General features: G+C 65.1%; 13 protein-coding genes. 4 read left to right on the top strand and 9 right to left on the bottom strand.

Translation table 11 applies throughout. From position 1 onward, the window contains the following. Positions 1-23 precede the first annotated feature (23 nt). The 4 genes from ORS3428_RS16440 to ORS3428_RS16425 all read left to right on the top strand — a co-directional run bounded on the left by ORS3428_RS16440 (position 24) and on the right by ORS3428_RS16425 (position 3,858). On the top strand, positions 24-989 hold the full coding sequence (locus ORS3428_RS16440; RefSeq protein ID WP_071099344.1) for an ABC transporter permease: 966 nt from the start codon (positions 24-26) through the stop codon (positions 987-989). After that, positions 979-1,794: an ABC transporter permease gene (locus tag ORS3428_RS16435; RefSeq protein ID WP_071099343.1), complete on the top strand. Its 816-nt coding sequence runs from the start codon at positions 979-981 to the stop codon at positions 1,792-1,794. The genes ORS3428_RS16440 and ORS3428_RS16435 overlap by 11 nt, the downstream gene beginning before the upstream one ends. Before the next feature lie 107 nt (positions 1,795-1,901). Beyond that, positions 1,902-3,329, top strand: coding sequence for a gamma-aminobutyraldehyde dehydrogenase (locus ORS3428_RS16430; protein ID WP_071099342.1), 1,428 nt, complete (start codon positions 1,902-1,904; stop codon positions 3,327-3,329). Positions 3,330-3,372: 43 nt separating this feature from the next. Then, positions 3,373-3,858 carry an ester cyclase gene (locus ORS3428_RS16425; RefSeq protein ID WP_071099341.1) on the top strand — a complete coding sequence of 162 codons (486 nt, stop codon included), beginning with the start codon at positions 3,373-3,375 and terminating at the stop codon, positions 3,856-3,858. A gap of 145 nt (positions 3,859-4,003) precedes the next feature. Here ORS3428_RS16425 and ORS3428_RS16420 read toward each other — a convergent pair whose 3' ends face one another. The 9 genes from ORS3428_RS16420 to ORS3428_RS16380 form a co-directional block, all read right to left on the bottom strand. Further along, on the bottom strand, positions 4,004-4,318 hold the full coding sequence (locus ORS3428_RS16420; RefSeq protein WP_071099340.1) for a hypothetical protein: 315 nt from the start codon (positions 4,316-4,318) through the stop codon (positions 4,004-4,006). 42 nt (positions 4,319-4,360) lie between these two features. Beyond that, positions 4,361-4,723: a nuclear transport factor 2 family protein gene (locus tag ORS3428_RS16415; protein WP_071099396.1), complete on the bottom strand. Its 363-nt coding sequence runs from the start codon at positions 4,721-4,723 to the stop codon at positions 4,361-4,363. Between the two features lie 72 nt (positions 4,724-4,795). After that, positions 4,796-5,269 (bottom strand): carboxymuconolactone decarboxylase family protein, encoded by a 474-nt coding sequence (locus ORS3428_RS16410; protein ID WP_071099395.1) that lies wholly within the window; start codon positions 5,267-5,269, stop codon positions 4,796-4,798. A 108-nt stretch (positions 5,270-5,377) separates the two neighbouring features. Then, on the bottom strand, positions 5,378-6,931 hold the full coding sequence (locus ORS3428_RS16405) for an alpha/beta fold hydrolase (protein ID WP_071099339.1): 1,554 nt from the start codon (positions 6,929-6,931) through the stop codon (positions 5,378-5,380). Positions 6,932-7,057: 126 nt separating this feature from the next. Continuing rightward, positions 7,058-7,372 carry a formate dehydrogenase subunit delta gene (locus ORS3428_RS16400; protein WP_071099338.1) on the bottom strand — a complete coding sequence of 105 codons (315 nt, stop codon included), beginning with the start codon at positions 7,370-7,372 and terminating at the stop codon, positions 7,058-7,060. Further along, the gene (gene fdhD, locus ORS3428_RS16395) at positions 7,362-8,192 is read right to left on the bottom strand and encodes a formate dehydrogenase accessory sulfurtransferase FdhD (protein ID WP_071099337.1); all 831 of its coding nucleotides are present in this window, start codon (positions 8,190-8,192) and stop codon (positions 7,362-7,364) included. The genes ORS3428_RS16400 and fdhD overlap by 11 nt, the downstream gene beginning before the upstream one ends. A gap of 2 nt (positions 8,193-8,194) precedes the next feature. Then, entirely contained in the window at positions 8,195-11,107 is a 2,913-nt protein-coding gene (fdhF, locus tag ORS3428_RS16390) for a formate dehydrogenase subunit alpha (RefSeq protein ID WP_071099336.1), read from the bottom strand. A gap of 10 nt (positions 11,108-11,117) precedes the next feature. Continuing rightward, on the bottom strand, positions 11,118-12,674 hold the full coding sequence (locus tag ORS3428_RS16385) for a formate dehydrogenase beta subunit (RefSeq protein WP_071099335.1): 1,557 nt from the start codon (positions 12,672-12,674) through the stop codon (positions 11,118-11,120). Continuing rightward, the gene (locus ORS3428_RS16380) at positions 12,671-13,150 is read right to left on the bottom strand and encodes a formate dehydrogenase subunit gamma (protein WP_071099394.1); all 480 of its coding nucleotides are present in this window, start codon (positions 13,148-13,150) and stop codon (positions 12,671-12,673) included. Before ORS3428_RS16380 ends, ORS3428_RS16385 begins: the two co-directional genes overlap by 4 nt. Positions 13,151-13,285 lie beyond the last annotated feature (135 nt).

The raw sequence follows: 13,285 nt of genomic DNA, 5'->3' as shown, positions 1-13,285 counted from the left end.
CCAGTCAAGACGGTAGGCGTGCCATGACCGTCGCTGCTGTTCAATCCAACCCTCCGCCCGCTATCCTGCCCGGCAGCGGCGGTATGCGCGGCGCGTTCTCCGACCTCTTCTGGCGTCGGCCAACACTGTTGCTGTTCCTGATGCTTCTGCCGCCGCTTCYGTGGCTGGGCATCGTCTATATCGGCTCGCTGATCGCGCTGCTCTTGCAGAGTTTTTTCTCAATCGACGAGTTCTCCGGCCTCATCAACCGCGAGTTCACCCTGAAGACCTATGGCGACCTGTTCCAGGCCGCCAATCTCGACATCATCCTGCGCACGGTGACAATGGCGGCGCTGGTGACTCTCGCCTCCGCCGTCATCGCCTTCCCCATCGCCTATTATGCGGCGCGCTATGCGCGCGGACGCTGGAAGGCGCTGTTCTATCTCGGGGTCATGCTGCCGCTCTGGTCGAGCTATCTGGTCAAGATCTACGCCTGGAAGCTGATCCTCGCCAAGGAAGGCATCCTCACCTGGCTGTTCGACAAGCTCGACCTGCTCTGGCTGCTCGACGGCTGGCTGTCGCTGCCGATCGTCGGCGGCAACTCGCTGTCGGTGTCCTTCACCGGCACGTTCATCGTCTTCGTCTATGTCTGGCTGCCATTCATGATACTGCCTGTGCAGGCGGCGCTCGAGCGTGTGCCCGGCAATCTGGTCGAGGCCTCGTCCGATCTCGGCGCCTCGCCGGGTCAGACCTTCCGCAACGTGCTGTTTCCGCTGGCGCTGCCCGGCATCGTTGCGGGGTCGATCTTCACCTTCTCGCTGACGCTCGGCGACTACATCATTCCGCAGATCATCGGCACCTCGCGCCTGTTCATCGGCCAGGCCGTCTATTCGCAACAGGGCACCGCCGGCAACATCCCGCTCGCCGCCGCCTTCACCGTCGTGCCCATCGTCATCATGGGATTCTACCTCTGGGGCGCCAAGCGCATGGGGGCTTTCGATGCGCTCTGAACGCGGCCAGTCCGCTCCCCTCGGCCTGAAGATCGCAGCTGCCTGCGGGCTGCTCTTCCTGCACCTGCCGATCCTGCTGATCTTCGTCTATGCCTTCACGACGGAGGAGAAGAGCTTTGTGTGGCCGCCGCCGGGGCTCACCACGCAATGGTTCGCCGTCACCTGGAACCGGCCGGATGTGTGGGAGGCTTTGTCGCTGTCGCTCCGCGTCGCCGCCATCTCGACGGCGATCGCACTGGTGCTGGGCACGCTCTGCGCCGCGGCCGTCTCGCAGACGCGATTCTTCGGCCGCGAGACCATCTCGCTGCTGGTCATCCTGCCGATCGCGCTGCCCGGCATCATCACCGGCATCGCRCTGCGCTCGGCCTTCGCGCTCGCCRACATCCCGTTCTCGTTCTGGACCATCGTGCTCGGCCACGCCACCTTCTGCGTTGTCGTCGTCTACAACAACGCGGTCGCCCGCTTCCGTCGCACCTCCGGCTCGATGATCGAGGCCTCGATGGATCTCGGCGCCGACGGCTTCCAGACCTTCCGGCATGTCGTGCTGCCCAACATCGCCACGGCGCTGCTGGCCGGCGGCATGCTGGCCTTCGCGCTGTCTTTCGACGAGGTCATCGTCACCACCTTCACCGCCGGCCAGCAACAGACCGTGCCGATCTGGATGCTGGAGGAACTGATCCGCCCGCGTCAGCGCCCGGTCACCAACGTCGTGGCCATGGTGGTCGTGCTGGTGACGCTGCTGCCGATATTGCTTGCCTATTACCTGAYCCGCGACGGCGACCAGATCGCCGGCTCGRGCAAATGAAAAACTGCGAATAGGGAATAGCCAATAGCGAATAGGGAAAATCGATCGCCAGGCCCCTACTCGCTATTCGCTACTCGCTACTCGCTCCTGCGAAGGGAGAAACCCCCATGGACACTCAAATGCTGATCGGCCCGAAATTCGAGAAGGGCACCGAAACCGAGGAGCCGATCCTCAATCCGAAGACCGGGGCGACCATCCTCAATCTGCCGGAAGCGAGTCCGGCGCAGATCGATGCCGCGGTGGCGGCGGCGGAAAAGGCCTTCGCCACCTGGTCGCGCACCACGCCGGCGCAGCGCTCCGGCTATCTCCTGAAGATTGCCGACCGCATCGAGGCCGAAGCCAAGGAGTTCGCGGCGCTCGAKGCGCTGAACTGCGGCAAGCCGATCAATGCCGTGCTCAATGACGAGATCCCGGCGATCGTCGACTGCTACCGCTTCTTCGCCGGTGCGGTCCGCTCCATGCCCGGCCAGGTGGCGGGCGAATATCTTCCCGGCCACACTTCGATGGTCAGGCGCGACCCGATCGGCATCGTCGCCTCCATCGCGCCCTGGAACTATCCGCTGATGATGATGGCCTGGAAGCTGGCGCCGGCGATCGGCGGCGGCAACACGGTGGTCTTCAAACCGTCGGAGCAGACACCGCTGACGGCGCTGAAGCTGGCGAAGATCCTCTCCGAGATCCTGYCCGAGGGCGTCGTCAACGTCGTGCTCGGCCGTGGCGACAGTGTCGGCAACACGCTGATCAACCATGCCAAGGTCAACATGATCTCGATCACTGGTGATGTCGCCACTGGCAAGAAGGTGCTGCAGGCCGCCGCCAAGTCGGTCAAGCGCACGCWTCTGGAGCTCGGCGGCAAGGCGCCGGTCATCGTCTTCGACGACGCCGACCTCGGCGCCGTGGTCAACGGCCTGCGCGCCTTCGGCTATTACAATGCCGGCCAGGACTGCACCGCCGCCTGCCGCATCTATGCCGGCAAGAAGATCTACGACAAGCTCGTCGCCGACCTTTCCTCGGCGGTCTGGACCATCAAATACAACCTCGCCGACGACACCGAGAACGAGATCGGGCCGCTGATCTCGCGCCGTCAGCGCGACCGCGTGTCGAGCTTCGTCGAGCGCGCCTCGGAGCTGAAGCACATCGAGATCACCACGGGCGGCAAGCCGGGCGAGGGGTCCGGCTTCTACTACCAGCCGACGGTGGTTGCCGGGGCGATGCAGGAGGACGAGATCGTGCGCCGCGAAGTCTTCGGACCGGTCGTCTCCGTCACCCGCTTCTCGGACGTCGACGAGGCGGTGAACTGGGCGAACGACAGCGACTACGGACTTGCCTCGTCTGTTTGGACCAGGGACGTCACGCGCGCCATGGCGACGGCCGCGCGCCTGCAATATGGCTGCACCTGGATCAACACCCACTTCATGCTGACCAACGAGATGCCGCATGGCGGACTGAAACAGTCCGGCTACGGCAAGGACATGTCGCTCTACGCATTGGAGGACTACACCGCCGTTCGCCACATCATGGTGGCGCACGGCTGAAACAGGAAGGAAGGCAAGCATTCAACCAGGGAGGAAAACAACAATGCAACGCCGCCAGTTTCTGACTTCCGCAGCCATCGCGGCCACGCTCTTTGCCGTGACGCCGYCCTTCGCCGGCGACACCGCCCAGTCGGTGGTCGAGGCCTATGTCGCGGCGTGGAACGCGCATGATTCGGCCAAGGCCGCCGGCTACTTCGCCGATGACGTGACCTATTACGATGCGTCCGTCGGCAAGCCCGTCACGGGCAGGGATGCCGCCAAGACCGGCGTCATCGACAATTTCCTGAAGGCCGTTCCCGACGCGGTCTGGACGATGAAAGGCAAGCCGGTCGTCGACGGCGACCGCGTCTCCTTCGAATGGGAGTTCGCCGGCACCAACACCGGTGCCTGGGGCGACGGCACGGCCGCCACCGGCAAGAAGTTCTCATTCACCGGCGCTTCGATGTTCTCCATCAAGGACGGCAAGATCGCGACCCAGAGCGACTATTACGACGCGCTCGGCTTCTACAAGCAGCTCGGCCTGATGTGAGGCGACCTTTCCTTCTCCCGTTCACGGGAGAAGGTGGCCCGAAGGGCCGGATGAGGGGCAGCGCAATCCATGCAGAAGTTGGCTCCGCCCCTCATCTGCCTGCCGGTATCTTCTCCCCGCTTTGCGGGGAGAAGAACGCAGGCCGCTACTCGACGATCCGCAAGATCTGCCAGAAGTTGGTCCCGGACACGACATAGGGCTCCATCTCCTTGCCCCATTTGGCGTGAGCCTCGATCTTGGCGATCTTGGCGAAGAACTCCTCCAGTTGAGCGAGGCTCTCGACCTGCATGTGCGATTCGACGGTCGCTTCGCGCRCGCCGATCGATCCGGTCATGATCTGGAATTTGAAGTCGGYGATGCCGACCTGCGAGCCGATCTCGCGCTCCCATCGGCGCATCATGTCGAGCACGGTCTGCTTGTGCCCGAACTTGGCGTCGATCTGCCATCTGGCGCTGAACATGGTGGTTCTCCTCCGTATTTTGCGGGTTGAGCCCGCGGTTGATTACTCGTCCCAGGCCTGCACGACCGTCTGCCGTGCGATGCGGCCGTTCTTCAGCTCCAGCATCGCCGCGCAGAACACTTTCGTACCGTCCGGATAGGCGCAGGCCTGCGTGAAGGCGAGGCTGTCGCCCTCGGCGATGGTGGTGTCGACCTTGTGGGTCATCGCCCGGCTGCAGATGTCGTCCCAGAAGGTGCTGATTGCCGCGCGGCCGCGGATTTCGCGCGGCTTGCTCGGCGGGTTGTTGCGGTCGATCACCCGCACCAGCGCATCGTCGGTGTAGAAGCTTGACAGCATCTTGCCGTCACGCCCTTCGATCGCCTTCTTGATCGCCGCGCCGTCCACAATTTGCGTCTTGGTCAGCATTTTGGTCTCCATGGCCCGTCTGACAGGGCGTTCGACTGAGGCGCTGCCCGGCACAAGCCGGGCAGCTCGCGTTCACTGCGACTTCGCCTTGACGGCGGCGAACAGGTCGTCGGTCTGCTTCTTGAAGGTGGCGAGGTCCACCTGGCTGCCGTTGAGCATGGTCGACCAGTGGCGCACGATCGCCGCCATAGCCACGGCCTCCTTGATTTCCTCGTCGCTGGCGCCGTTGGCCTTGGCCGCCAGCGTGTGGAAATAGATGCAGTACTGGCAGGGGATCTGCGAGGCGACCGCCAGGCCCATCAGCTCTTTGGTTTTGCCGTTGAGCGCGGTGTTCGGGTTGAGTTGCACGCCCTTGATTTCGGCCCAGGCGCCGGCCACCGCGACGTCCGGCAGCGTCTTGAACATATCGGGCACCGTGCCGAGCGTGGCCTGGATGTCTTTGTAGGCAGCGGTGGCGGAAGCGTCTTCGGCCCGCGCCGAGGTGACGGCCAGCAATGCGCCTGCGGCAAATGCCAGCAATCCGATCTTGCGATTCAGTTTCAGCATTTCATCCTCCATTCGCAGTGCCGTCACGGCGACATCGCCCGGCCTGCATGCGAAGAATTCGTAACCCCCAAGGCGCCTTCGCCGCTTCGCTCGAAAGCGCCATGGCTCTCATGGCCCATCCGGGCCAGTGTTCCTGGCCGAAAAGGCCGCCGCTGCCGCCCGCGACGGCAGGTCGAGCTTGAGCAGTATGTTGGCGACATGCCGCTTGACCGTATGCTCGCTGAGCTTCAGCTCGGCAGCGATCGCCGCATTGCTCTTGCCGTCTGCAATCAGGCTCACCACCTCGCTTTCTCGCGCCGTCAGGGCCGCCGGCTCCATCGGTTTCGGCTTGGGGCGGCAGGCGGGCTCCAGATGCTGTTCCGATGTGGCTTGCACCACCGGCAGCGGCTCGCCCAGCTCGTCGAGGCTAATGCGGCCGGCATCGACGAAATGCAGGCCGGACCCTACCGCAAGCTCGGCGACCAGCCGCGAAGCGAGGATGTCGCCGCGTCCGGCATGAACGGCGAGTTGCATGGTCACCCTCGCCGTCAGCCCGACCGGCGCGCCGCGCATTTCGATCTCGCCGACATGCGCGCCCTGTGCGCTTGCCACGCCGATCTGCTGCGCCGCGTCGCGCAGCGCCGCCGCGCAGCGTATGGCGCGCGCCGGCCCGTCGAAGCGCGAGATCATCAGCTCGCCATGCGTGCCGGCGACGCGCCCGCCATGGCGGCCGACCAGCAGCCGCCATGTTTCCAGGAAGCGTTGGCTCCGCTCGCTCCACATGCGGTCGCCGAGCTTGGCCGTGTCGTAGATGCGTGTCACCAGCAGCGCGGCAAGCACGCGCTCRGTGTCGGCCACTGCAGGCTGGCCGGTCAGAAACTCCTCGATCAGGTCGGCCACCCGGTCGACGTCCCCGGTCCAGATCGGATGGTCGCGCCCGGGAATCTCGACCAACCGGGCGCCGTGGATCTTTCTGGCGAGGAAGCGGCTGGCTTCCGGATCGACGCGCGCGTCGTTGCGGCGGTGGATGAGCAGCGCCGGCGCGGTGATTGCGGAGAGGATGCCGCGCACATCGATGCCGGCATTCATGCGGGCAAGGGCCGCCGCGGCGGTCGGGCTGGCCGACAGGCGCTCGAACCGTGCCCACCACTGGGCAAAATGCGCGTCGTCGACCCGGCCCGGCGCGAAATTGGGCAAGGTCGCGCCGGTGCCCCACGACGTCTCCGCCGTTTCGATGAAGGCCTCCAGCCTCTCCGGCGGCATCACCCATTTGTGGAAATGCGCATAGCCGCCATAGAGCACCAGCGCCCGCGTCCGCTCCGGATAAGTGGCGGCAAACAGCATCGCCATCGGGGCACCCTCCGAGGCGCCGAGGATCGCCGCGCGGCCGCTGCCGGCGGCGTCCATCACCGCGCGCACGTCGTCCATGCGGKTCTCCAGGCTGGGCAGGCGACGAGTGTCGACACGGTCCGATAGGCCGGTGCCGCGTTTGTCGAACAGGATCAGCCGCGAGAAGACGGAAAGCCGTTTCAGCAGGCGGCTRTAGCCTTCGTCCTCCCACTGCAGGTCGAGATTGGAGATGAAGCCCGGAACGAAGACGAGATCGAACGAGCCTTGGCCGACCACCTGGTAGGCAATTCGCACATCCCCGCTACGCGCGTATCTGGTCTCGATCGGCCTCACGCAACTGCCCCGTCCGGCCAGACGATCTCCTGGCGCCGACCATAGCAGAACTAGGCCGCTGCGGGCAGAAGAACTTTAGCGTGCGTGAATATGAGGCCGCTCAACGAGCGGGTGAGGGGTGCCGCGCTATTTCCGGGAAACAGCGCTCTGCGCTTCCGAAGGTCTGGTGTAGCCGAGGTTCTTGTCGGCCTGTTCCGGCGTCAGCGGACGCTTGATCTTGGCCGAGGYGGCGATCACCAGATCGTCGAAATGCTCGCTGCCGCTGTCCAGCATTTCGAAGAACTGCCGCCGCATCCGTGGCTCCCAGAACTTGTTGATGTGCTCGGCAACGCCGGCGATGCCTTCCTCGCGGGGCTTCGAATGGAAGAACGAGGCGATCTGGTTGGCCATACGTACCAGCTTTTCCCTGGTGCTGGCGATGTGGTCTTCGTCATGCGACATGCTTGGYAACTCCGGAAGCCACCCGGTCGGGGTGGGTGAAAATATCGAAATCGTCACCGCGCACCAGCGCCACCAGCGTCATGCCGGCGGCCTCGGCGGTGCGGATGGCCAGCGCCGTGGGCGCAGAGACGGCCATGATGATCGGCGCGCCGATGGCGGCGGTTTTCTGCACCATCTCCACCGACACGCGCGACGTCACCACGACGGCRCCGGTCGAGCCGTCGATGCCGGCTTTCGCCAGCGCGCCGGCGAGCTTGTCCAGCGCGTTGTGGCGGCCGACATCYTCGCGCGCCATCACGATGCCCTTGCCGGGCACATAAAAGCCTGCGGCATGCACCGCGCCGGTCTCCGTATGCAGCGGCTGCAGCTTCGACAGAAGCTTCACTGAACGGGTGACGTCATCGGCATCAAGCGTAAGCTTCGATGAGCCGACAGCGTCGACCGAGCGCATCGCCTCCTCGATGGATTCGATGCCGCACAGGCCGCAGCCGACCGGCCCGGCAAGCCTGCGCCGGCGCGCCTGGAAGCGCGTGTTGGCCTGGTCCTTCAGCTTGATCTGGATGTCGATGCCGGCGCCGAGATCCTCGACCTCGATCGCCTCGATCTCTTCCTTGTCGCCGACGATGCCTTCGGTCAGCGAGAAGCCCAGCGCGAAGTCCTCGAAATCGGCAGGGCTCGCCATCATCACGGCATGGGTGGTGCCCGCATAGGAGAACGCCACCRGCGTCTCCTCCGGCACCATGCGGTTCGCGGCCRCAGTGCCGCTGGCGCGGTGCGCCAGCCGCGAGATTTGCGTCGTAGCTTTGCGGCGCGCAGCCAAGGCTACTCCGCCGCTTCCAGCGGGGCGATGCGGCGGCTCTGGCGGGCCTGCTCGTTATAGTCCCTCTGCCACTCGGTCGGGCCGTTGGACGGCGCCACCTGCACGGCGGTGACCTTGTATTCCGGACAGTTGGTCGCCCAGTCCGAGAAGTCGGTGGTGATCACGTTGGCCTGCGTGTCCGGGTGGTGGAAGGTCGTGTAGACGACGCCGGGYGACACGCGGTCGGTGATCAGCGCGCGCAGCGTCGTTTCRCCCGATCGGCTCGCCAGCCGCACCCAGTCGCCGTCGCGTATGCCGCGGTTCTCGGCGTCATGCGGATGGATCTCCAGCCGGTCCTCGGCATGCCACGCAACGTTCTCGGTGCGCCTGGTCTGCGCGCCGACATTGTATTGCGAGAGAATGCGGCCGGTGGTGAGCAGGAGCGGATAGCGCGGCCCGGTCCTCTCGTCCGTCGCAACATACTCGGTGCGGATGAACTTGCCCTTGCCGCGCACGAAGCCRTCGACATGCATGATCGGCGTRCCGAGCGGCGCCTTCTCGTTGCAGGGCCACTGCACCGATCCGACACGGTCGAGCAGCTCGAAGGAGACGCCGGCGAAGCTCGGCGTCGTCTGGGCGATCTCGTCCATGATCTCGGAGGGATGCGTGTAGTTCCAGTCGAGCCCGATGGCACGGGCAAGCTCCTGCGTCGCCTCCCAATCGGCGTAGCGCGCCTTCGGCTCCAGCACCTTGCGCACCATGTTGATGCGGCGCTCGGCATTGGTGAAGGTGCCGTCCTTCTCGAGGAAGGTCGAGCCCGGCAGGAAGACATGCGCGTAGTTCGCCGTCTCGTTGAGGAAGAGGTCGTGCACGACGACGCATTCCATCGCGGCAAGGCCGGCGGCGACATGCTTGGTGTCGGGGTCGGACTGCAGGATGTCCTCGCCCTGGATGTAGATGCCCTTGAACGAGCCGTCGACGGCGGCATCCAGCATGTTGGGGATGCGCAGGCCCGGCTCCTCGTCCAGCTTCACGCCCCACAGGCTTTCATAGATGTCGCGCACGGCTTCGCCGGAGATGTGGCGATAGCCCGGCAGCTCATGCGGGAAGGAGCCCATGTCGCAGGAGCCCTGCACATTGTTCTGGCCGCGCAGCGGATTCACGCCGACGCCCGGACGGCCGATATTGCCAGTGGCCATGGCGAGGTTGGCGATCGCCATCACCGTGGTCGAGCCCTGGCTGTGYTCGGTCACGCCGAGCCCGTAATAGATCGCGCCGTTGCCGCCGGTGGCATAGAGACGCGCGGCGCCGCGGATGGCCTCYGGATCGACGCCGGAGAGCTTGCCGACGGTCTCCGGGCTGTTTTCCGGCAGGGCGACGAAGGACGCCCAGTCCTGGAACTCCGCCCAGTCGCAGCGCTCGCGGACGAAGGCTTCGTTGTAGAGGCCCTCGGTGACGATGACATGCGCCAGCGCCGTCAGCACTGCGACATTGGTACCGGGCTTCAGCGGCAGGTGGTAGTCCGCCTCGACATGCGCCGACTTGACCATTTCGGTGCGGCGCGGATCGAGCACGATCAGCTTGGCGCCCTGGCGCAGCCGTTTCTTCAGCCGYGAAGCGAACACCGGATGGGCGGAAGCCGGATTGGCGCCGATGATGACGGCGACGTCGGTATATTCGACAGAATCGAAATCCTGCGTGCCGGCCGACGTGCCATAGGTCTGGCCGAGCCCGTAGCCGGTCGGCGAGTGGCAGACGCGCGCACAGGTATCGACATTGTTGTTGCGGAAGCCTTGCCGCACCAGCTTCTGGACGAGATAGGTCTCCTCATTCGTGCAGCGCGAGGAGGTGATGCCGCCGATGGCGCTGCGTCCATACTGATACTGGATCCGCCGGAATTCCTTCGCCGTATGGGCGATCGCCTCTTCCCAGCTCACTTCGCGCCAGGGATCGGTGATCTTTTCGCGCACCATCGGCTTCAGGATGCGGTCCTTGTGGGTGGCATAGCCATAGGCGAAGCGGCCCTTGACGCAGGAATGGCCGTGGTTCGCCTTGCCGTCCTTGTAGGGCATCATGCGGATGACCTCGTCACCCTTCACTTCGGCCTTGAACGAGCAGCCGACGCCGCAATAGGCGCAGGTGGTGACCGCCGAGCGCTCCGGCATGCCTTTCTCGAGCACCGTCTTCTCGCGCAGTGCGTCGGTCGGGCAGGCCTGCACGCAGGCGCCGCAGGACACGCATTCGGAAGCGATGAAATCCTCATGCATRCCGGCGACCATCCGGGACTCGAAGCCGCGGCCCTCGATGGTCAGCGCGAAGGTGCCCTGCACCTCCTCGCAGGCGCGCACGCAGCGCGAGCAGACAATGCATTGCGCCGGGTCGTAGGTGAAATAGGGGTTCGATTCGTCGCGGGCGATGTAGTCGACGGCCAGCGAGCCGTGACCGGGCGCTACGCCATTCTCTTCCTTGACGTGATTGCGACCCTCGACGCCGTAGCGGTTCTCGGTCAGGCCGACCGCCTTCGCCACCGCGTCGAACTCGCTGGCGCCGGTTCCGRCCTTCTYGTTCCAGCCGGTCGGATGGTCGGAGACGTAGAKCTCCATGACGCCGCGGCGGATGGCGTCGAGCCGGTCCGACTGCGTGCGCACCACGATGCCTTCGGCAACAGGCGTCGTGCAGGAGGCCGGCGTGCCGGCGCGGCCTTCGATCTCGACCAGGCAGACGCGGCAGGAGCCGAAGGAGTCCAGCATATCGGTGGCGCAGAGTTTCGGGATCTCGACCCCGCCTTCCATCGCCGCGCGCATGATCGAAGTGCCTTCCGGCACGGTGATGCTACGGCCGTCGACGGTCAGCGTGACCTGCTTGTCGGCCTTCGATTCCGGAGTGCCGTAGTCGAGCTCTTCGATGAGCGTCGGGAAGTCGGCCTTGATGTTCATCTGCCAGCTCCTATTCAGCAGCCACGCGCTTCGGCGCCGGCTTGAAATCCTCGGGGAAATGCGTGATCGAGCTCATCACCGGGTAGGGCGTGAAGCCGCCCAGCGCGCAGAGCGATCCGAACTTCATCGTGTTGCAGAGGTCGGTGACCAGGGCGAGGTTCTTCTCCGCCTCTATTCCTGCGGCGACCTTGTCGAGCACCTCCATGCCGCGCGTCGAGCCGAGGCGGCAGGGCGTGCACTTGCCGCAGCTCTCGATGGCGCAGAACTCCATCGCGAAGCGCGCCTGCTTCWTCATGTCGGCGCTGTCGTCGAACACGGTGATGCCGGCATGGCCGATCAGCCCGTCCTTGGCGGCGAAGGCTTCATAGTCGAACGGCGTATCGAACAAGGCGCGCGGGAAATAGGCGCCGAGCGGGCCGCCGACCTGCACGGCCTTCACCGGGCGTCCCGAAGCTGTGCCGCCGCCGATCTCGTCGACGATCTCGCCCAGCGTCAGGCCGAAGGCCGTCTCGAACAGGCCGCCATGCTTGACGTTGCCGGCGATCTGGATCGGGATCGTGCCGCGCGAGCGGCCCATGCCGAAGTCCTTGTAGAAGGCGGCGCCCTTGTCCATGATGATCGGCACGGAAGCCAGCGAGATCACGTTGTTGATCACCGTCGGCTTGCCGAACAAGCCCTGGATCGCCGGCAGCGGCGGCTTGGCGCGCACTACGCCACGCTTGCCTTCGAGACTGTTCAGGAGCGAGGTTTCCTCGCCGCAGACATAGGCGCYGGCCCCGACGCGGATCTCCATGTCGAAGGCGTTGGGCGAACCCAGGACATTGGTGCCGAGCACGCCGGCCTTGCGGGCGATCGCGACAGCCTTGTTCATTGTCGCCACCGCATGCGGATATTCCGAGCGGATGTAGACGAAGCCCTTGGTCGCGCCGGTGGCGATGCCGGCGATCGTCATGCCTTCGATCAGCACGAAGGGATCGCCTTCCATGATCATGCGGTCGGCGAAAGTGGCGCTGTCGCCCTCGTCGGCGTTGCAGACGATGTATTTTTGGTCGGATTTGGTATCCAGCACCGTCTTCCACTTGATGCCGGTCGGGAAGCCTGCGCCGCCGCGGCCGCGCAGGCCGGATTCGGTGACTTGCTTGACGATGTCGGCCRGCGCCATCGCGACGGCATTCTGCAGGCCCTTGAGACCGCCATGCGCCTTGTAGTTGTCCAGCGATAGCGGATCGATGACGCCGCAGCGCGCGAAGGTCAGCCGCGTCTGCTTGGCGAGGAAGGGGATCTTGTCGGGCGCRCCGAGCCAGCGCTTGTGATGGCCGCCCTTGAGGAAGCCGCTGTCGAACAGGCTCTTGACGTCCGACGGCTTCACCGGTCCGTAGGCGACGCGGCCCTCGGCCGTCGCTACTTCGACCATCGGTTCCAGGAAATAGGCGCCGCGCGAGCCGTTGCGCACGATCTTGGCCTCGACGCCGCGCTCCTTGAGCTCCTTCTCGATCGCCCTGGCGACCTTTTCGGCGCCGAGCGCCAGTGCGCCGGAATCCGCGGGGATGTAGATGCGCGGGATCATGAACGCACCTCCGCGACAATCTCTTCGATCTTCTCGTCATCGAGCCGGCCGATCACTTCGCCGTCCAGCATCGCCGACGGCGAGCAGGCGCAAAGCCCGAGGCAGTAGACCGGCTCCAGTGTAACCGATCCGTCGCGGGCGGTCTCRTGGAAATCGATGCCGAGCAATTGCTTGACCTTGGCGGCGACGGCTTCCGAGCCCATCGACTGGCAGGCTTCAGYCTGGCAGAGCTTCAACACATGCCGGCCGGCGGGCTGGGCGCGGAAATCGTGATAGAAGGTGACGACCCCGTGCACTTCGGCCCTGGAGAGGTTCAGCCCGTCGGCAATGACGGGGAGCGCGGCCTGCGGCACATGGCCGAACTCTTCCTGGAGTTCGTGGAGGATCGGCAGCAACGGACCTTCGAGGCCCTTCAACTCGTTGACGATCGCCGCCGTGCGCGACGCGATCTCGGTACTTGCAGGCTGCATCGGCACGCAGCGGCCCTCCCTGGTCTGGCGATCCAGAACCATGTCGCCCAAAAGCGTGAAGCTGTTTTGGAGCAACGACATGCCTGGTTCGCAAAATCGCTAAGTCCTTACGAAATCAGAGGAAACCCCCGAGATCAATAA

This window comes from Mesorhizobium sp. ORS 3428 (assembly GCF_001854785.1).
Classification (GTDB): domain Bacteria; phylum Pseudomonadota; class Alphaproteobacteria; order Rhizobiales; family Rhizobiaceae; genus Mesorhizobium.
This window is presented reverse-complemented; position numbering and strand designations above follow the sequence as displayed.